The sequence below is a fragment of the Lysobacter sp. Root690 genome (assembly GCF_001427785.1).
Lineage (GTDB): Bacteria > Pseudomonadota > Gammaproteobacteria > Xanthomonadales > Xanthomonadaceae > Lysobacter.
The window spans coordinates 834,878-854,109 of record NZ_LMHM01000013.1 but is presented as its reverse complement, the minus strand read 5'-3'; the positions used below and the strand labels follow the sequence as shown (position 1 = coordinate 854,109).

Genomic DNA, 19,232 nt, shown 5'->3' with positions numbered 1-19,232 from the left:
TTTTCGGTTGCGATCAAGAGCAATTAATAGTTGCGTCTCACCCAACCTCACACTTTGTGTGCCCGACATCATGCGCCGGCGCCGAGCGCGATCGCTGACCCGGTAAAGGGCAATACGAGGTCGTACGTGGGCGGATGCGGCGCAATCGCGCGAAATGCGACGGGCACCGTGGAAGCGGTGCCGAACTGGGTGACGCCGCGGCCGAGCAGCTCGGCCAGATCGTAGCGGCGGCCGCCGAATTCGAATGGCCGGCTGTCGATCAACAAGGCACTGAACACGTTGTCGGCGAGCACCGGCACCTCGCCGCTGCCGACCTGCGCGCTGAGCGTGGTGCCGACCACCAGGCCGGTGCGGCGGAAGGTCGCGATGCGTTCGCCTTGCGCGAACGATTCGGGCCAGTCGAAATCGCCGGCCGGCTCGCGTTGCAGATAGATCGAAAACTCGCCGGCCGGGTCCAGGCCCAGCTGCAGCGCGCCGTTGCTGACGCCGCCGGCGACGAACGGCTTCGCGGCGAAGGTGAAATGCGCGGTGGTTTCGCCGATCGCACCGGCGAACAGGCCGGCGTCGATGCCCGACAGGTGCAGGAAGTAGCCGTAGTCGGCCAGGGACTGATCGGGTCGGCGGTAGAAGCGGCCGGTGACGTACCAGGCCAGTTCGGCGGGGGACAACAAGGGCATGGAGGAGCTCGCTGCATGGGGATGGCGTGGGCCGGACGCGACGCCGGGACGGCGTCGCAAACGATCAACGCACGCAGGCGGCGATGGGAGGACACGGCCGCGGCACCAATGTTGCGAAGCGTGCGCCAGCGCTCACTCCGCGTGGCCGCGCACGTCGCGCCGGCCGTGCGGCGGCGCTCAGTCGATCGTCGGCTTGTCGTCGGCGTGCTTGTCGCTGGCCTGCCCCTCGGCCGCTTGCTTGCCGATCGCGTGCTTTCCGATCCGGGCGACGAACTCATCCAGATCGGTGGCGTCGGTGTTGGCCAGCACGACCACCGTCAACCCGGCTTCGACGATGCGATACAGCTGCGCCTGCGCGCCCATGATCCGGCCGGGCCGCTTGACCGCGTGGTAGCGGCGGCCGTCGATGCGCACCGGGTACGACCACACGCCGAAACCGTAATCGTCCAGCCCCGGCGCGATCATCGCCGCCAACGCCTTGTCGCCGATCAGGCGGCCGCCGAACCAAGCGTCCGCGAACCTCGCCAGATCGGCCGCGGTGGAATACATCGCGCCGGCCGCGTACCAGTTTTCCGGATACGCCGGCAGGTCCGGCGTCAGCGCCTTGCTGTCGTCGCGACGGAAATAGGTATCGGCCAGCCCGGCGACAATGTCGCGCTGATGCAGCATGCCGGTGTCCTTCAATCCCAGCGGATCGAGAATGCGTTGCTGCAATACCTGTTCGTAGCTTTGGCCATGGATCCGCTCGACGATCAGGCCCAGCGCGATGTAGTCGCAGTTGTTGTAATCGAACTTGGTGCCGGGTTCATGCACCAGATCGCCACTGCAGTAATCGTCGAGCAACTCCCGCGCGGTATGCGGCAGTTGGTAATTCGGCAGGCCGCCGCGGATGGCCTGCGCGGCATCGGTGACCTGATCGAAATTGACCAGCCCCGAGGTGTGGTTGAGCAACTGGCGCACGCTGACCCGATCGCCGCCGCTGCCGCGGTAATCGGGCAGATAGCGGCGCATCGGCGCGTCCAGTTCCAGCCGGCCCTGCTCGTGCAGTTGCAGGATCAGCACCGCGGTGAAGACCTTGGTGATCGAGGCGATCTTGTACTTGGTCGACGCGTCGTTGCGTATCGCGAACGCGCGGTTGGCCAGGCCGTACTGGCGCGCAAGCAAGGGCTTGCCGCGTTCGACGATCAACACCGAACCGCTGAAATCGTGATGGCGCGCGTAGTCGTCGACGAAGGCGAGCAGCTGCGCGGGGTTGGACGAAGTCGGCTTCGAGACCCTCTGTTTCGAAGCGGTCTGTTTCGAAGCGGCATGCATCGAGGCAGCCTGCGCGCGGCCGCGCGGCTCGTCCGCGGCCTGCGCCAACGCGGCGTTGGCGGCGAGCATCGCCGTCAGGGCGACGGCCGTGATCGTCTTGATCCGCGAATAGCGCATGCCTGTGTCTCCCTGAAGTTTGCCGACGCCGGGCGCTGCGCGATCGAATGCCATCGGCGCAGGCCTGTTGCGAAGCAGGGATACGGCCCGGGCGCGAGCGGTTGCGGGCAAGATCGCGCAACGTGCGCAAGGCGATCGGCGCATGCGACGATGCGGCCTGCGCCACGGAGGCACTATCGATGCAGGTCTATCTCGACGACGAACGCGCCACGCCCGAGGGTTGGGTGCGGGTCTACTGGCCCGACGAGGCCATCGCCTTGTTGCAGACCGGCGAAGTCACCCGGATCAGCCTGGATCACGACCTCGGCGACGATGCGCGCGGCACCGGTTACGACGTGATCGTGTGGATCGAGGAGGCGGTGATCGCGCGCGGCTTCCGACCGCCGCAGATCGCCGTGCATTCGGCCAATCCGGCCGCGCGGCTGCGCATGCAGGCCGGGATCGAGGCGATCGCGCGGGCCTGGGCGGATCGGGCCAACCGGGCTGGTTGAACTCCGCCGCGGATGACGCGGCCACGGTACCGATTCCACCCGTCCGCTAGTCAAGATCGCCACCGACAAATCGCGTCGCGACTCCAGTCACCCGGCCGCCATGACAGATGCCACCTGCTGCCGCGACCCGCGCAAAACGGGACTTCCGACCCAGGCATGGCGCAGCGCACGCTGCCACAGTAACCGCCAGCACACTTCGTTCAACGGACCCCGCCATGCGCCGACTGCTGTGTAGCCTGTTGCTGTGCCTGCCCTGGCTGGCCTTCCACGCGGATGTGCGCGCCGATCCGCGCAAGGATTGGGACGACTTCCGCGCCGGCCTGACCGAACAGGCAGCCGGACCGACCGGCATGTACGCGATCCAGGACGTCGCCGTGATCGCACCGGGCGATGCGGCGCATCTGGCGGCGGCGCGCCCCGCCGATGTGCGCTGGACCAAGCAGCGCGGCGATGCCGGCGCGATCACACTCAGCTACCGCGATGGCAAGGCCATGCTCGAAGGCAAAGGACTCGCCGCGGTCGACCTCATTCAAGCCAAGGACAATCAGCAGACGCTGCCGAATGGGCTGACGGTGCGGATCACGCCGTACGAGGATTCGCTCAAGGCCTGGCTGTACAACCCGGCGCTGACCGCGCAACGCTTCAAGGGCCTGTCGTTCTTTCCCTACGATCCCAAGGGCGTGGTCACCGGCCATTTCACCCGCAAGGACGTGCCTGTCGCGGTGAGCCATCTGGATTCGCGCAATCACACCGGTGTGATGTACTGGATCGGCGACGTCGCCCTGCCGATTCAGGGCAAGACTTACACCTTGCGCGCGTTCAACAAGCAGAAAGACTGGAAGCGGATCGACCACGTGCTGCTGTTCTTCACCGACAAGACTTCGAAGAAGACCAGCTACGGTGGCGGCCGCTCGCTTGAGACCCACTTCCCCGCCGGCGCCGCGCCGCAGTCGATGACGTTCAACTTGAACACGATGTACAGCTTCCTGTGCGCGCATTCGCAGTACTACAACTGCCCGATCAACCTGACCACCTTCGTGCCGGTGGAGTTGAAGTACGGCGAGAAGTATCCGCCGTCGGCGAAGTAGTCGAAGTAGACGCGCCGAAGACGAAGCAAACCCGGAAAAGACGTTTGTCGCACACCGGTTCCCCCCTTTGAAAAAGGGGGGCCAGGAGGGATTTGCTTTGGCTTTGACTTTGGCTTTTCCTCAACCACAGCGCGGAGCAACAGCAAGAGCAAATCCCCCCTAGCCCCCCTTTTTCAAAGGGGGGAACTGCATGCGTGGCTCGAGGGGATTCGTCGGGGAGCAGACACGACGTCACCGCCGATTTGTGAGGCGACGTCGATCGTCCGGATAGTCCAGCAGATGAGCCCGCTCAAGTCGCAAATGCAAAGTCAGCCTGCGTTAGCATGACGCTCCCATCGCAAACCGCCAGCGCCCCGATGCCGCAGAAACACAACGACCGAACGCATCTTGCGCTGGCGTGGATCGGCGGCGTCCTGCTGTGCTGCGCGACATTGCTGTTTATCGCGCATGCCTGCTTCGACTACAGCCAAGGCGTAATACGCCTTTCCAGGAACTCCTATCTGCGGGTGCAAGGGCCATTGCTCGACTTGATGCTTCCCATGGCCTGCCTGTGCATGGCACTCGGAGTTGCAGCACTGATTTATTCGCGACTTCGCCGCGCCGGCTGAGCGCAACCGAATCGATCGCATCACGACGCTTCAAGCTCAACCACTCGCGGCCGCGCCCACCCTCGTCCATCGCGTCAAACCGGCAACACACCCGCCTCATACTGCTCGACAAACTCCCCGCTCGGCGCGATCGGCGTGATGATGTCGATCAGCACGCCATTGGGATCAGCGGTGATGAAATGGCGCTGGCCGAAGGCTTCGTCGCGCAGGCTCAACAGGATCGGCAGGCCGGCGGACGCAAGCCGTACATGCACCGCATCCACGTCCTCGACTTCGAAGTTCAACAGCAAGCCGCTGACCCGCCCGCGCGCCGCTTCCGGAATGGTGTGATGCGCACCGTCGAGCACGGCCAGGTTGATCGAGGGATCGGCGGCCGACTGCAGATGCACGTACCAGTCGGCGGTGAACAGCGCGACGAAGTCGAAATGGGCCTGGTAGAACGCGGCGGTGCCGGCGACGTCGGGGGTCATGATCACCGGGTAATAGCTGGTCGCTTGCATGGTTGTGGGCCTCGGCATGGGTGACATACAGTCTGTATGTAGATTGAAATTAACATACAGGCTGAATGTATGCCAAGCCCCGATCGCCCCAACGCACCCCGAACCAACCTTGAGCGCACCCAGGCCACCCGTCACGCCTTGCTCGAGGCCGCCCGCGCCCTGTTCGTGGAAAAAGGCTACGCCGACACTTCCACGCCCGAGGTCTCGGCCGCCGCCGGCACCACCCGCGGCGCGCTGTACCACCATTTCGTCGACAAGCGCGACCTGTTCCGGCACCTGCTGCTGCGCGAGGCGCAGGCGGTCAAGGCCGATATCCTCGCCGTCAGCTCTGACAACTTGAGCCCGCGCCAGGCACTGATCGACGGCGCCCAGGCCTACCTGCAGGCGATGACCGTGCCCGGCCGCACCCGGCTGATGCTGATCGACGGCCCGGCCGTGCTCGGCCTGAGCGAAGCCATCGCGATCGACGACGACAACGCCGCCGACACCTTGCGCGAAGGCCTGGCCGCCGCGCTCGACCGCGACCCCACCCAGATCGACGCCTTGGCCAAGCTGCTGTCGGCCGCATTCGACCGCGCTGCATTGGAAATCGACGCCGGCGCGGAACCGCAAGCGATGCGGGAATCGATGGTGTGGCTGTTGCGGCGGGTGTTAGGCGATAGCGGCGAAGCAGTCGATTGATCGAAATAAATCGACAGCGCGTATCCGCAACTCCGCAGCTACTGAAGCATCTTCGCGTTCGGTCGTCGCACCGTCGCATCTCTACTGACAAACCCTGACACCGGCACCGCCTAGCCTGATCTGGAACCGGGCATCTCCCCGCCCGCGCCTTCCATCACGCCGGAGCTTAGCCATGACCGATCCCAACTTCGTCCTGCTCTACGTCGACCGTCCCGAGGCCAGCGCCGACTTCTACGTCGGTCTGCTCGAGAAAACACCGGTCGAACGCTCGCCCACGTTCGCGTTGTTCGTACTCGCTTCGGGCGTGAAGCTCGGCCTGTGGTCCAGGCACACGGTCGAACCCGCCGCGCCGCCTGCGTTCGGCGGCGCCGAGCTCGCGTTCCAGGTGGATGACTACGCGCGGGTCGATGCGATCCATGCCGACTGGGCCGCGCGCGGGCTGCCGATCGCACAGGCGCCGACCGATCTGGATTTCGGCCGCACTTTCGTTGCGCTCGATCCCGACGGCCATCGTCTGCGCGTGTATTCGCGCGCGCCGGAGTAAGTCGCGCGCGTGCCGGCGGCCCGCGTCACGCGCGGCCGCCGGCCACTTCGCCGCGCGCCAAAGTTCAAGCCGCCGCGCGCGCGATCCAGGCAGCGAACGCATTCGCGCCGTCGCCGACCGGCTTCAAGACCAACCGCGTCAGCCAATAGCCGCCCGCGTCGAGTTCCACCGCGAACGGCTGCACCAGCCGCCCCTCGGCGAGCTCGCGTTCGAACATCTTCGGCGGCGCGAGCGCGATGCCCAGGCCCTGCAGCGCGCACTGCACCATGGTCAGCGACGAATCGAAGATCGGGCCGTTGATCGGCCCGTCGGGCACCGCGTCCGCGGCTTCGAACCATAAACGCCAGTCATCGACGAAGTACGAACGCAGCAGCGGGAACCGCGACAGATCGGCGGCGTCGCGCAACTGCGCGGCGAGCTTCGGTGTACACAAGGGCGAGATCGGCGCATGCATCAGGAAATCGGCCTGCATCCCGGGCCAGGTGCCGCGTCCGTAACGGATCGCGAAATCCAGGCCCTCGGCGGCCGGATCGACGCGGTTGTTGTGGGTGCTCAAGCGTACGTCGACCTGCGGGTGCAGACGCGCGAACTCGGCCAGTCGCGGCAACAGCCAGCCGCTGGCGAAAGTGCCGACCGCGCCGACATGCACCACTTCGCGCGCGAGGCCGTCGCCGACCCGATCCAGCGCGGTGTCGATGCGCCCGAATGCTTCCTGGATCGCCGGCAGCAGGCTCAGTCCTTCGTCGGTCAGGGCCAGGCCGCGCGGCAGACGCCGAAACAGTTCGACCCCGAGCTGATTTTCGAGCAGGCGGACCTGATGGCTGACCGCCGCCTGGGTCACGTTGAGTTCGTCGGCGGCGCGGGTGAGGCTCAAGGCCCGCGCCGCGGCCTCGAATGCCTTGAGTGCTCCGAGGTTGATCCGTGTGTGCGCCATCGCCGCTCCAATGCAAAAAAAGGTGAATGCCGCCGCGCGGCCGCGCCGTCGCGGTGCGAAGCAAGAGGCCGCCACGAACCGCATCGACGATGCGCGAACAACGCGACAGCGCAGTGCCCGCTTCGGCGCACCGCATCACGCATCGTCTCGCGTATCACATACGAACCCGCATTATCGCCGCGATCGACGCGGGCGACGACACTTCAGTCGCGGCGATCCGCAGCGTTCGCAGCGTCGGCCACCGGCACCCGCCATCCGACCTCCGACTCGCCGCCGAGTTCGGCCTTTTTCTCCAGCAGATAGCCGTACCACTCTGCCTGTACGCGATCGAGCGGCCCGATCGCCGCTTCGAACGCGGCGACCGAGCCGTCGCCGCGCAATAGTTGCCGATAGCCGCGCGCGTACTTGCCGCGTTCGTAATGGAACAGGAAGTGCGACAGGCTCCAGTACTCGATGTAGTACACGTTCAAGTAGCGGCCGGAGATCGGCGGACCGGTGTTGGCGATCAGATCGCGCAGCGGAATCAGCGCGCCTTGTTCGAGATCGCGCTGCAGCGCGCCGCTGAGCGGCATGTCGGCGACCCACCAGATCGGATAGGCATCCGCATCGATGCTGCCGGGCGTAAGCACGCCATCGCGCAGGCGACTGGCGCCGAAATAACTCGCCAGGCCTTCGTTCATCCACTTGGCCTTGGCGATCCCGGCGACCTCCGCGTTCAACTGATGGGTCGCCTCGTGCAGCATCCAGTGGTACGGGTTGGCAACGCCATGGGTGTAGTAGGCATGGCAGTACGGCGCGCGGTAATAGGCCTCGGCCCAGGGCATGCTGGTGTTGTAGGCGGAAAATTCCTGGCGATCGCGATACAGGATCAGCTTGAGCTTGTGCTCGCGCTTGGCGTTGGCCGGCAACCGGAAGAAGGCGTGATACGCGCCGTACAGACTTTCGACCGCGGCGGCGACCGCCTGGGTGGCCTGATCTGTCGTGGTGCTGGAAATGGTGTAGTGCCCGGTTTCGAACGGCTTGGCGTGGGCCGGTACGATCGGCCGCGCCGCGGGTTTGTGCGCGGGTGTCGGGGCCGCGCTCTTGCGCTCAGGATCCTTGCCGCAGGCGACACAGGCCGCCACCACCAGACACGTCGCCGTCAGACGAATCCATCGCATCGCGTTCTCCCTGTCCCAGGCGCAAGCTTGCATCAGCGAGGGTTCGCTCGAAACCCCGCGGCCGCGGCGAGCGATTGCCCCGCTGCGCGCAAGTGGCCTGGCCGGCGCGCTCAGACTGGCCCTGGTCCGCGCGCACCGAGCGGCGCAGATTGCCGCGATACCGCTCAGTCGAGCCATCGAGGTCCGCCATGACCATGACCGCCCGGATCGCCGGCCCCCTTAACGTCGTCATCCTGTCGTGCGGCCTGATCACCGCCCTGTGCGTGCTGCCCGCGTCCGCGCAAGGCTCGCCCGAACCGATCACGGGCGAACGCAAACTGCCGCTGCCCGACGGCCCGGGCGGTTTCGATTTCGAGATCGGCCGCTGGAACAGCGTGGTCAAACGCCTCAAGCGCCCATTGAGCGGTTCGCACGAGTGGGTGGAACTGAGCGGAACCACGGTGGTGCGCAAGCTGCTCGACGGCCGCGCCAACATCGCCGAACTGGATATCGCCGGACCCTCGGGCCGCATCCAGGGTGTGTCGCTGCGCCTGTACGATGCGCAGTCGCGACAGTGGAGCATCCACTACGCCAATATCGCCGCCGGCGCGCTGACCGCGCCGATGGTCGGCGACTTCAAGCACGGCCGCGGTGAGTTCCACGGCGACGACAGCCTGGACGGCCGTCCGATTAAGGTTCGCTTCGTGATCGAATGCGACCGTCGCGAGTCGTGCCGGTTCGAGCAGGCGTTTTCCGCCGACGCGGGCAAGACCTGGGAGTTGAACTGGCTGGCGACCGACACGCTGATCGGCGCGCTCGATCCTTCGCCGCGTTGAGCCGCACCACCCGACACAACGACCGATTCGGCAAAGCCCAGCCTGTGCGCGACTCACCGCGCCTGCCCGATGCTCCGTCCCTGAAAACCGCGCTTGTCAACGCCTGACGCGGCGCGCGCATCTGCCTACAATGCCGCCCCCATTGCAGCAACGCGGCCGGTTTCATGGACATCGTCATCAACGAATCGCTCAAGGCCTATATCGACCCGTTGACCGCCGACGAGTACCAATCGCTGGAGCAGAGCATCCTCGCTGAAGGCTGCCGCGACGCCCTGGTGCTGTGGGGCGAGATGCTGGTCGACGGCCACAACCGCTACGGCATCTGCCGCAAGCACGGTCTACCGTTCCAGACCGTGCAGAACACCCGCTTTCGTTCGATCGAAGACGTGCATCTGTGGATGATCGATCAGCACCTGGGCCGGCGCAGCGTCTCGGACTTCCAGCGCGGCATCCTGGCGCTGCGCAAGCGCGAGATCCTGGCCGAACGACGCCGCATCGAAGCCGAGGCGCAGCCCGCGGCGGAAAGCGAAATCCCGGCCGCCGTCGACGATCACGACGACAGCCCGCCGTGGTCGACCGATCCAAGCGCCTTCGACAGCCGCGAAGCCCTGGCCAAGGCCGCGCGACTGAGCAGCAACCAGGTCGGCCTGATCGAGAAGATCCAGAAACAGGCGACGCCCGAAGTCGTGGCGGCGGTCAAATCCGGCGCGATCTCGATCAACGCCGCCGCCGCGGTCGCCACTTTGCCGGCCGAAGAACAGCGCGCCGCGGCGATGGCCGGCGGCAGCGAATTGAAGGAAGCGGCCAAGCGCGCACGCGAGTCCAAGCGCAAGCCGCGCGAACCCAAGGAGCCCGCGCCGCAGCCGCTCGACGACGCCGCCGACAACGAACTGCACGCGCTGCGCCAGCGCGTCGCCGAGTTGACCGCCGAGAATCAGGCCTTGCGCGACGAGATCGCGCAGTTGCAGGCGGCGTTGGCCTGAGTCTTCACCGCCACGGGTGAGGCCGCGCCACGCGCATTACTCCGCCGGCTTTTCGCACTTCCCATCGCGGAACAGCGCCCACTCCTCGCACACGCGTCCGTCGGGCAGGTTGCACAGGCCGTACTGGCCGCCGTCCTTGCCGGTGCGGATCTCGAGTTTGCCGCCGAGCGTGGTGCAATGCACCGAGGCCGGGTTGGCCATGCCGACACGCGGTTCGACCGGTTTGGCCTCGGCGGCGGACGATGTCGGGGTGGATGCGGACGCGGCCGGTGAGGCTTGCTTGGAGGTGTTGCATGCGGCCAGGCCCAGGCTCAGACCGATCAGCAACAGCGGCAGGCCGCAACGGTTCGAAAGACGATAGCGGTTCATGGCGAGGGCACCTTGGAAGTGGCGATCACTATAAATACGGCCGGCGTCATGGCGCGGTGACGCACGGTCGGCCATGCATCGGACCGATCGCCGGATCGATCGCCGCGGCTGAAACCCGCTCCGGTCAAACCTCGTCACCGACTGAAGCGATCCAGCTAAGCATTCGCCGCATCAAGCAGCCTTCAACAAGGATTGATACGCGCCGACGCCCGCCATCGCCCCGGCCGCCAACGCCAGGGCCGCGCTCTGCATGGCCGCGGCCGCATCGCCGGCGGCGAACACGCCGCTGACGCTGGTCGCCTTCATCGGATCGACCCGCACATAGCGGCCCAGCGGCCCGTCTTCGAACTCGCAACCCAATTGTTCGGCCAACGGGCTGGCCATGCGACTGGTCGGCGCGGTGAACAAGGCCGCCAGTTCGATCACCCGGCCGTCGGCGAGTCGCACGCCGTCCAGATGCGGCGCCGAGCCGAGCAACTCGACCACCGGCACGCGTTCGATCGTCACCCCGCGTCGGGCCAGATGCGCGGCTTCGGCTTCATCGGGTTCGAACGTGGACTGGGTGAAGTACGTGGTCGGGCCCCAATCGGGAATCATCCCGGCTTGATGCGCCGACAAGGCATGATTCGCCAGCACGCCCAGCGCGCGGTCGGCGTATTCGAAACCGTGGCAGAACGGACAATGCAGCACCGACACGCCCCAGCGTTCGTGCAGGCCCGGGATCGCCGGCAATTCGTCGCGGATGCCGGTGGCGAGGATCAGGCGCGATGCGCTGCGTTCGCTGCCGTCGTCCAGATTCAATGCGAAGCCGCCGTCGTGTTCGCGCGCGGCAGTCGCTGTGGCGTTAACGAATTCGACGCTCGGATACGCCAGCAACTGCGTGCGACCTTCGTCGAGAATCTGTGTTGGCGATTTGCCGTCGTGGCCGAGCATGCCGTGCGCCGCCGACGAATAGCGGTTGCGCGGCAGACCGGCATCGATCACCAGCACCCGCCGACGCGCGCGCGCGAGCTGTAAGGCCGCGCTCAGGCCGGCGAAACTGCCGCCGACAACGGCTACGTCATGACGCATGACCACCACCTCCGATTTTCATATGGCGCCTGCCGTGCAGACGTTGGGCATGAGCGGCCAGATCGGCCAGGGTGAGCGTGGCGAGGCGGCGATCGAGCACCTGCTCGGCTTCGCGCATCGCCTCGTCGAGCACGTCGACCACGGCGCGGACGATCAGGCATTGCGGCGCATCGTGTTTGGCCGCGAGCGGCACCATGCGCTCGCCGAGCGCCTGCTGAATCTCGGCCAGACTGACCTGATCGGGCGCGCGCGCCAGCCGCCAGCCGCCGCCGTGCCCTTTCACCGAACTGACCACGCCGGCCTCGCGCAAACCGGCGAAGCTGCGGCGGATCACCACCGGGTTGGTGCCGACGCACGCGGCCATTTCTTCCGAGGTCATCGGCTGTTCGGGCCGCTCGGCCATGTGCAACAGCACGTGCAGGGCGACGGACAGGCGTTCGGGTGTTTTCATGTAACTTACAATATTACGTGAAATCGCCCGCGTCAACCGAGGCGTTCATGCCGCCGTTGTGCGCGCCAGCGCTACGGCAACGATGAGTGCGATCGAGCGAGCCATGCACGAACGTGTTCGGCGACCAGCGTCGATGTCGGTGATGCGGACGAAGCGCCCTACCCCACTCAAGGCAACGCCGCGCAGCTCGCACTGCACGGCGTTTTTCGACCTCGACAACGCGGTCGCGCTATCCCATCACGACGCGGCCTTCAGCGACGTCTCCAATGCCATGTGCTGCTGCATCTGATCGGCCCATTGCACGTCCGCCGAGGCCGGCGGGAAGGTGCTGATCATGGTCAGCGAGGCATCGACGTAATCGGGAAACTGCCCGGCCCACTGCTGTGGGCTGTTGGGCAAGGCATTGGCCAGCACCGTGGTCAGGTTGACCAGCGAGTGGCGCGACAACAGATGCGGGAACCATTCGCCGGCGACATAGAACGCGGTGCGGAATCCGCTGCCGACCGCGCGGTAGTCGAACTGCGACGGCGGCAGCGACGGCACGTAGTCCCAGTAGTTGTAGACGCGCAGGCTGGCGCTGTTGGCGATGGTCTGCTCGTACGCGGTCTGCCAGTCCTCGGTGCCGACCATCGGGCTGGAAAAATTGAGATTGAGCGAGGACAGCGGCTGGCTGATCGCCAGGTCGAGCGAGAACAACTGGCTCAGCGCCGCGCCGAGGCTGTGGCCGGTGACGTACACCTGATTGGGCGCGTACTGAGCGAGCAATGCGAACAACTGCTGGCGCATCGACTGGCTCATGCCGCCGCCGACGCCGTCGTAGATGCCGTAGAACCCCGACGACACCCGCGGCGTGGGGCTGATGCTGCCCTGGGTCGGAACGAAATCGGTCGGAATGAAATGCGCGTCCTCGTAGGCGTCCATGTCCGAGTCGGTGCCGCGGAACGCGAAGATGTAGGTACCCGGATCGTTGATCGCCTGAAACGCCAGGCCGTACTTCTCTTCCGAACCGCTGAAAAGAATCGAGTCCCAACCGGTCCACGCGCCGACCTGCTGGTAACCGTCGGGCGAAGTGAACGGCTGGCCCTGGTAGTCGTCGTAGGCGGCCTTGGAGGCGATCGCCAGGGCGATGGTCAGGGCCGGATCGAGTTCGGGCTGGACGGTGCTGACAGTGTTGGGGCTCATGAAGTGTTCCTCGTCGAAGGGAAGACGAATGCATGACCACGGATGCGACGCATGCCGATACGCACGACGGCACGCGCTCCGCGGCGGCGCCGCAGCGCGGCATCGAACAGGCCGTCGGACCGCGGCGCGCAGCCTCCCTTACAACGCGAAACCATTGAGCCTGAGGCCAACAAAGAGGCAGGCATGGCGGCATCCCCCGCCATGCCTGCCTTGATCGCCATCACACCGGCGCAGGCCGGCGCAAAGGGCTCCGTTGCAGTCGATCGAGAACCGTGAACCTAACCTCGAATACCGACTCCCTAATCCCGAATCCCCGCCGTCAAAGCGGCGTGTCCTGCAGCACGATATCGTCGAGATAGAACGAGGCGCCGATCCCGGCCGAGCCCGAGCCCACCACCACGATCCACACGCTCGCGGTCGCCGGCGGCGGCACCACGTCGGTCACGACTTGCTGCCAGTCGCCGGTCAGGGTCGGCAGATAGACGTTGCTGACCGAGGTGTCCGGGTCGCCGGTCGCCGCGCTGCCGTCTTCCTTCGCCCAGCGCAACTGCACCCGCGCGTTGGCGGTCGGCAGCGGCGTGCCGCTGGCGTGCTGGACCCAGAAGCTCAGGCGCTTGCTGCCGCCGTCGGAGCGATAGCCGGGATGGTTGGCGACCTGCACGCCCCAGTAGCTGTCGTCGACGGTGACCTGCAAACCGAAGGCGCCGCCGTGGGCGACGCCGACGCGGGCGAGATGCGCGCCGTACCACTCCGACCACAGGCCCGCCGAGGATTCCAGGGTCGCGGTCGGCGTATCGATCACGTTGAACAGCGCGCCGTCGGTGGTGCTGCCGGCGTCCTGCAGATACGGCGCGGCCCGCCACACCGGAAAGCTGATCGCCTCGCCGTAGCGCTTGGCGAAGCGCCACGGGCCGTAGTAGTGGTTGTTGCTGAAGCGGTTGTTGTTGTTGAACATCACGTCCTGCTGCACCTGCTGCACGGTGTACGGCGACCAGGCGATGTTGTCCGTGCCGGTCGCGTACAGCGCCTGCGCGCCGCAGTAACCCGAGCTTCCGCACGGCACTATCGCGGGATCGAAGTAGAACTCGTTGTTGCTGACCTCGATGTTCTGCGCGCGCCAGCGGCAATTGGCCTTCAAAGTGGCGTCGCTGCCGATCTGCGTGTAGCACGGGTGCAGGTTGCTGACCGGATCGGGATAGACGCTGGGGTGCGCGGGATCGGGACGGACGATCACCGAGGGATGCACGAACGGCGTGCAATAGGTCGAGCTGGTGTTGCCGTTGGAATTGCAGAAGCGGTTGGCGTTCTCGTAAATGGTGATACCAGAGAAATTGTTTTCGAAATAATTGTCCTGCACGCGCAACTGGGTCGAACCCGACACCGCGCTCGCCAGCCGGCTGTCGCCGCCGGATTCGGACAGATAGATCGCCGGCGCCGGCGAACCGGTGTCGCGGTTGCCCGAGGCCCAGGCGTTGTTGATGAAGGTGTTGCTGCGGATCGTGGCGTTGTAGCTGATCTCGTACCACAGCCCCACGCCGTCGTTGTCCTTGATGTAGTTGCCTTCGAACAGGAAATCGATGTTGTTGGTGTCGGCCCACAGACCGGTGCCGTGGTTGCCGTGAACGTAGTTGCTGACGACCTTCGCCCCGCCCACGTCCCAGAACTTGCCGCCGCCGGTGCAACCGCATTGGGTCGAGGTTTCCCAGTCGTCGGTGTTGTTGCCGGTGATTTCGTTGTGGCTCAGCTCGATATCGACGATCGCCGAACGGCCGGGCACCTGCTCGCCGGGCTGCGGCGCGGTGCTCGGCACCGGCGGCTTGTACATGCTGAAACCGTACTGGCCGTTGTCCTTGAGGCAGTTGAAGCGAACCTTGTTGTGACTGCCGAGGAAGACGCCGGCGCCGTCGTTATCGACGATGGTGTTGTATTCGACGGTCCAGTTGTCGCCGGCGTCGTGGTTGACCACCGCCTGATCGAAATTGTCGCGGCCGCGGCCAAAATTGCGGATGGTCAGGTAACGGATGGTGACGTTGCTGGCGGCGTTGGTGAAGGCGTACAGATTCTTGTTCTGGCCGTCGAGGATCGCGCCGGGCGCGCCGAGGTAGACGTTGTTGTTCTGGGCGATGATCTGGCCGTAGATCTCGTCGCTGAAGGTATGCACGCCGGCTTCGAACCAGAACGTGGTGTTGGCGCGGCGGAAATCGATAGTGCTGTTGTCGCCGGCCGGCACCCGCACCGCGTTGGCCGGCATGGGGTCGGGATTGCTGAGCAAGGCGGTGTTGCCGCAGATCCGCGCCGGCGGTTCGGCCGGCCACAGCGCGCCCAGGTGCGCCTGGCCCTCGCCGCCCACGCGTTGCGCGGCGGCGGGCATGGCGATCAGCGAGCCCAGCAGCAACGCCGGCAGGCTCAGCCGGGCAAGGCGGGTATGGAAGAAGCGTTCGGGTCGTTCGGTGGCCACTGCGTGAGTCCCCATGATGGCGAGCGTTGCGAAGATGGAAAGGCCGCGGCGCGGGCGCCACGATCGCGTCGCGCGCCCGCGCCGGTCGGGCCAGCGCGATATCCCATGCCGTGCCGGCGGCCGATAGTGGTCGCTGTCATCCCTCGCGGGTGATAGCCGCGAAGCTGTGACCCGAATCGCAATCCATCGCGGCGGCGGTCGCGATCGCCGTTGCGTGCTCCCGTCGCCCGCCACCGCCCGTGCATCGCGGCGATCTCGCGTCGACGAGTTCGCCGCCCCGACGCGTCCGCGATTGGCCTCGATTGCGCTTCGAATCGTCCGCGATCGCGAGCAGGGTCAATTGTCGCCGCCGAGCAGGCGGCTTCGCGATGTCGGCACATCGCCGGCCGATCGGCTTGGCTACCGTGCGTCCACCCTCCGCAGCACACAAAGGAATGGTCATGACCCACCGCATCAACCGCCCCTTGCTCACGCTCGCCCTGTCCGCGCTGGCCGTGTGCGTGAGCGGCAGCGCGTTCGCCGCCGGTCCCGGCAACGCCGCGCCGCAAAGCCTGAGCGGCGACAACATCCTCACCCGGATCTGCGCGCGCCAGTTCGAAATCGCCCAGCGCACCGACATGGAGTCGTTCCGCGACTACGACGCGGAAACCTTCCGCGCCGTCCACGACGATCGCGCCATCACCGTGTTCGACAGCGGCGCGACCCGCATCGGCATCGACGCGATCATGACCGCGCTGGCCAGCCACTTCTCCGGCCGCGAAGCCAAGTGGAGCTGGACCGAGCGCTACCGCGTCGTCGACGGCTGCAGCTCGGCCTACATCCTGTACGAAACCACCTACGAGATTCCGCGCATCGGCTACAAGCAAAAAGCGCTGACCGGGGTCACCTACAGCCACAATGGCCTGCGCTGGCTGGCGATCGCCGACCAGGGCACCAAGTTGCCCTGAGCCGGCCCGCGCATCGCGCGACTGGCGATGCGGGTATCGACGAAAAGGCGGCCTTGGCCGCCTTTTCTTTTAATCCAGTTACTTGGCGGCCTTGGCCGCTTTTTTTATCGCAACCACTCGGCGGCTTCGGCCGCTTTTTCTTTTTTGCGGATATCCGGCGACTCAGCCCGCATTGTCCTTCATGACATGTGTCAGGACGCTTCGGACGCGCTTTTGCATAGTCTGTATCGAACAGCTTCGGCCGTGCTTTTTCTTGTGGCGCAAAACACGTCCATGCCGGAAGTAACGCCCTGCACCTGCAACCACCCCGCGCTCGACCGCATCACTTTCATCGACCCAGGCGAATCATGCGTTCGCCGTCGTCATCGCACCATCCGCCCCGCCGCTCCACCTCGAAACCGCGCTCCGGAGTCCCCTCATGAAGACGATGCATCTGCTGATCGCCCTGCTGCTGTGCTTCGCGCCCGCGGCCCAGGCCGCCGAATGCAAGGACACCTCCAGTTACGCCAAGGCCCGCGCGATCATCGAGGACCTGAATCGCATCGTCGCGCCGAACGGCATCCAGGAGTCCTACGCTACCCGCATCGGCGGCGTCGACCAGTGGATCAGCGTTCGCGGCCAGGACAAGGCCAATCCGATCGTGCTGTTCGCGCACGGCGGCCCGGCGGCGCCGTTGATTCCGGCGATGTGGCAGTACCAGCGCCCGCTCGAGGAATACTTCACCGTGGTCAACTGGGACCAGCGCGGCGCCGGCAAGACCTTCGCCTCACACGACCCCAACGCCTACGCCGACACGCTGAAGGTCGACCGCTACGCCGACGACGCGATCGAAATCGCCGAATACGTGCGCAAGCGCTACGGCAAGCGCAAAGTCATCCTGATGGGCCACAGCTGGGGCACGGTGGTGGCGATGAGCGCGGCGCTGAAGCGGCCGGACCTGTTTTATGCCTACGTCGGCATCGGTCAGGTCATCAACGTGCGCGAGAACGAACGCATCAGCTTCGAATTCGGCCTGCAGCAGGCCAAGGCGCGCGGCAACACCGAAGCGGTCAAGGAAATGGAGACGATCGCGCCGTACCCGGGCAACCAGCCGATCACCCGCGAACGCATCATCACCGCGCGCAAGTGGGCGCAGTACTACGGCGGCCTGACCGCCTACCGCGACGAATCGCCGTATTACTTCCGCGCGCCGCTGCTGTCGCCGGAGTACAACGACTGCGACCGCGCCGGCATCGACAAGGGCAACGAATTCAGCCTGGGCCGGATCCTGCCGGAATACCTCGACGTCGACTTCACCAAGGTCAAGGCATTCCCGATCCCGGTGGTGATGTTCATGGGCCGCCACGACTACACCACGCCTTCGCAGCCGACCGCCGACTGGCTGGCGCGGACCAAGGCGCCGTACAAACAGGGCGTGTGGTTCGAAAACGCCTCGCACATGATCATGTGGGAGGAGCCGGGCAAGACTTTGGTGAGTCTGCTGCAGTACGTGCGGCCGTTGACCGACGAGGCGAAGGCGGACGCGAGCAAGCGCTGAATATTCCGAGACAGACCCGGTTTCGCGCCTTTCCCAAGCCGCCCACGGCGCAAAGTGACAACAGCGCCGTCGGTTTCTTACATCACCACAGATGTTTACCAACCTGGGATGTGTGCGAATAAGTTTCCGAAGCCGAAATACGCCTCGCCGCGACGCAGCGTGATGCGCGTCGCGATACGGCCCGCCGCGAAGCAAACACCATATTCAGTTTTATTAAACGTCGATCGGCATCACAACACACTGGCCTGCCCGACCGAATGCCTGCGTTGAATAGTTGTCCCCGCAGCGCTTTTCCGACATCGGATGTCTACGGCTTCCGTGCGCAACGATTCAAGACCTCAGGATGACCTGCTTCGCGCGGTCGCCGCGGGCCGCTACGCGCAACTCAGTCCGATGGAACAGCAAGTACTGCTGGCGGCGGTGCGCGGCGCCGAGGACAAGCAGATCGCTGCCTTGCTCGGGTGCTCGATATCGACCGTGCGCACGATGTGGCAGCGCGTGTACCACAAGACCGGCATGACCTCGCGGCGCAAACTGATCGCCGCGGTGTGGACCGAGACCGTGCGCAGCCTGGGCGGTGTCGTTTTTTAAGCGACATGAGTTTCACCCGCCGTTCTGTTACACCATCGTCCATGAAAACTTCCTACCTGCCATGGATCGGTGGAGCGGCGCTCGTACTGAGCGGCCTGGCACTGGTCCACCTCTTGGCGCCGCCATCGGCCACTACACGGCGCGAAGCCGCGCCGATCGGCGAACCCATCGCCGAATCCGGCGGCAACACGGACGCCGACCTGCAACGCATGCAGGCGCAGGTCGCGGCGTTGCAGTCGCAGGTGAGCGCGATGAACCGCCGCGGCGACCCCGCGGCACAACGCGCCGGCATGCCGATGGCCGACATCCGTCTCCAGGTCGCGGCCGACGAACAACGCCATGATGCCTATGTCGCCGGCCTGCAGGCTTCGTTTCGGCTGGAAAAGGTCGATCCACGCTGGTCGACGAACGCGACCTCGCGGCTGTGGGATGCGATCAACCAGGCCGATGCGATGCGCGGCGCGGCGCGCAATGTCGAATGCCGCGCCAGCACCTGCCGGATCGAGATCGCCGATGACGGCTCGGGCCGGATCAACAAGAGCCTGCCGCTGTGGTCGCAGCAACTGGTCGATGTATTGCCGCGCATGGTCGGTCAAACCGTCGTCAATCAGAACGGACAGACCGAAACGGTGCTGTACCTGATGGGGCCGGATCCGGCCTCATCGCCTGCACCCAAAAGCTGATACCGAACCATCGCGACCGATGTGCGCAATG

The 19,232-nt window shown here is 65.7% G+C and carries 21 protein-coding genes; 11 read left to right on the top strand and 10 right to left on the bottom strand.

The features are described 5' to 3' along the window. Positions 1 to 68 precede the first annotated feature (68 nt). Together ASD86_RS15735 and ASD86_RS15730 are read right to left on the bottom strand one after the other, a co-directional pair. Positions 69 to 677 (bottom strand): hypothetical protein, encoded by a 609-nt coding sequence (locus ASD86_RS15735; protein ID WP_056112326.1) that lies wholly within the window; start codon positions 675 to 677, stop codon positions 69 to 71. 177 nt (positions 678 to 854) lie between these two features. Next, positions 855 to 2,108: a serine hydrolase domain-containing protein gene (locus ASD86_RS15730; protein ID WP_162253676.1), complete on the bottom strand. Its 1,254-nt coding sequence runs from the start codon at positions 2,106 to 2,108 to the stop codon at positions 855 to 857. A gap of 179 nt (positions 2,109 to 2,287) precedes the next feature. On the opposite strand from ASD86_RS15730, the gene ASD86_RS15725 reads away from it, so the two are divergent. The 3 genes from ASD86_RS15725 (at position 2,288) to ASD86_RS15715 (ending at position 4,295) form a co-directional block, all read left to right on the top strand. Then, positions 2,288 to 2,599, top strand: coding sequence for a cyclic-phosphate processing receiver domain-containing protein (locus tag ASD86_RS15725; RefSeq protein WP_056112834.1), 312 nt, complete (start codon positions 2,288 to 2,290; stop codon positions 2,597 to 2,599). A 215-nt stretch (positions 2,600 to 2,814) separates the two neighbouring features. Continuing rightward, a complete protein-coding gene (locus tag ASD86_RS15720; protein WP_056112321.1) occupies positions 2,815 to 3,687 on the top strand; it encodes a DUF1684 domain-containing protein in 873 nt (290 codons plus the stop codon). A gap of 356 nt (positions 3,688 to 4,043) precedes the next feature. Beyond that, positions 4,044 to 4,295 carry a hypothetical protein gene (locus ASD86_RS15715; protein WP_056112318.1) on the top strand — a complete coding sequence of 84 codons (252 nt, stop codon included), beginning with the start codon at positions 4,044 to 4,046 and terminating at the stop codon, positions 4,293 to 4,295. A 74-nt stretch (positions 4,296 to 4,369) separates the two neighbouring features. Here the strand turns inward: ASD86_RS15715 and ASD86_RS15710 are convergent, their stop codons facing one another. Next, positions 4,370 to 4,795, bottom strand: a complete 426-nt coding sequence (locus ASD86_RS15710; RefSeq protein ID WP_056112314.1) for a VOC family protein — start codon at positions 4,793 to 4,795, stop codon at positions 4,370 to 4,372. A 69-nt stretch (positions 4,796 to 4,864) separates the two neighbouring features. Here ASD86_RS15710 and ASD86_RS28205 point away from each other — a divergent pair, with 69 nt between their 5' ends. Beyond that, the gene (locus ASD86_RS28205) at positions 4,865 to 5,476 is read left to right on the top strand and encodes a TetR/AcrR family transcriptional regulator (protein WP_056112311.1); all 612 of its coding nucleotides are present in this window, start codon (positions 4,865 to 4,867) and stop codon (positions 5,474 to 5,476) included. Positions 5,477 to 5,648: 172 nt separating this feature from the next. Then, positions 5,649 to 6,020 (top strand): VOC family protein, encoded by a 372-nt coding sequence (locus ASD86_RS15700; RefSeq protein WP_056112309.1) that lies wholly within the window; start codon positions 5,649 to 5,651, stop codon positions 6,018 to 6,020. A gap of 64 nt (positions 6,021 to 6,084) precedes the next feature. Here ASD86_RS15700 and ASD86_RS15695 read toward each other — a convergent pair whose 3' ends face one another. Beyond that, the gene (locus ASD86_RS15695) at positions 6,085 to 6,954 is read right to left on the bottom strand and encodes a LysR family transcriptional regulator (RefSeq protein WP_056112307.1); all 870 of its coding nucleotides are present in this window, start codon (positions 6,952 to 6,954) and stop codon (positions 6,085 to 6,087) included. 203 nt (positions 6,955 to 7,157) lie between these two features. Then, positions 7,158 to 8,114: a hypothetical protein gene (locus ASD86_RS15690; protein ID WP_157476716.1), complete on the bottom strand. Its 957-nt coding sequence runs from the start codon at positions 8,112 to 8,114 to the stop codon at positions 7,158 to 7,160. 188 nt (positions 8,115 to 8,302) lie between these two features. On the opposite strand from ASD86_RS15690, the gene ASD86_RS15685 reads away from it, so the two are divergent. Together ASD86_RS15685 and ASD86_RS15680 are read left to right on the top strand one after the other, a co-directional pair. Beyond that, positions 8,303 to 8,929, top strand: coding sequence for a hypothetical protein (locus tag ASD86_RS15685; RefSeq protein WP_157476714.1), 627 nt, complete (start codon positions 8,303 to 8,305; stop codon positions 8,927 to 8,929). A gap of 164 nt (positions 8,930 to 9,093) precedes the next feature. Then, a complete protein-coding gene (locus ASD86_RS15680; protein ID WP_056112301.1) occupies positions 9,094 to 9,912 on the top strand; it encodes a hypothetical protein in 819 nt (272 codons plus the stop codon). A 36-nt stretch (positions 9,913 to 9,948) separates the two neighbouring features. Here ASD86_RS15680 and ASD86_RS15675 read toward each other — a convergent pair whose 3' ends face one another. From ASD86_RS15675 to ASD86_RS15655, 5 genes are all read right to left on the bottom strand, one after another. After that, complete coding sequence (locus tag ASD86_RS15675) at positions 9,949 to 10,281, bottom strand: DUF333 domain-containing protein (protein ID WP_082578389.1); 333 nt, start codon at positions 10,279 to 10,281, stop codon at positions 9,949 to 9,951. 171 nt (positions 10,282 to 10,452) lie between these two features. Beyond that, complete coding sequence (locus ASD86_RS15670; protein WP_056112299.1) at positions 10,453 to 11,352, bottom strand: NAD(P)/FAD-dependent oxidoreductase; 900 nt, start codon at positions 11,350 to 11,352, stop codon at positions 10,453 to 10,455. After that, on the bottom strand, positions 11,342 to 11,803 hold the full coding sequence (locus ASD86_RS15665; RefSeq protein WP_056112296.1) for an Rrf2 family transcriptional regulator: 462 nt from the start codon (positions 11,801 to 11,803) through the stop codon (positions 11,342 to 11,344). Before ASD86_RS15665 ends, ASD86_RS15670 begins: the two co-directional genes overlap by 11 nt. 237 nt (positions 11,804 to 12,040) lie before the next feature. Next, a complete protein-coding gene (locus ASD86_RS15660) occupies positions 12,041 to 12,985 on the bottom strand; it encodes a lipase family protein (protein WP_056112292.1) in 945 nt (314 codons plus the stop codon). Positions 12,986 to 13,304: 319 nt separating this feature from the next. Beyond that, the gene (locus ASD86_RS15655; protein ID WP_082578388.1) at positions 13,305 to 15,458 is read right to left on the bottom strand and encodes a right-handed parallel beta-helix repeat-containing protein; all 2,154 of its coding nucleotides are present in this window, start codon (positions 15,456 to 15,458) and stop codon (positions 13,305 to 13,307) included. 425 nt (positions 15,459 to 15,883) lie between these two features. Between ASD86_RS15655 and ASD86_RS15645 the strand changes: the two genes are divergently transcribed. The 4 genes from ASD86_RS15645 (at position 15,884) to ASD86_RS15630 (ending at position 19,201) form a co-directional block, all read left to right on the top strand. Further along, positions 15,884 to 16,390: a hypothetical protein gene (locus ASD86_RS15645; protein WP_157476710.1), complete on the top strand. Its 507-nt coding sequence runs from the start codon at positions 15,884 to 15,886 to the stop codon at positions 16,388 to 16,390. 418 nt (positions 16,391 to 16,808) lie between these two features. Then, complete coding sequence (locus tag ASD86_RS15640; RefSeq protein WP_235567770.1) at positions 16,809 to 17,927, top strand: alpha/beta hydrolase; 1,119 nt, start codon at positions 16,809 to 16,811, stop codon at positions 17,925 to 17,927. Between the two features lie 303 nt (positions 17,928 to 18,230). Further along, on the top strand, positions 18,231 to 18,518 hold the full coding sequence (locus ASD86_RS15635) for a helix-turn-helix transcriptional regulator (protein ID WP_082578387.1): 288 nt from the start codon (positions 18,231 to 18,233) through the stop codon (positions 18,516 to 18,518). 41 nt (positions 18,519 to 18,559) lie between these two features. Then, complete coding sequence (locus ASD86_RS15630) at positions 18,560 to 19,201, top strand: hypothetical protein (protein ID WP_056112278.1); 642 nt, start codon at positions 18,560 to 18,562, stop codon at positions 19,199 to 19,201. Positions 19,202 to 19,232: the final 31 nt, after the last annotated feature.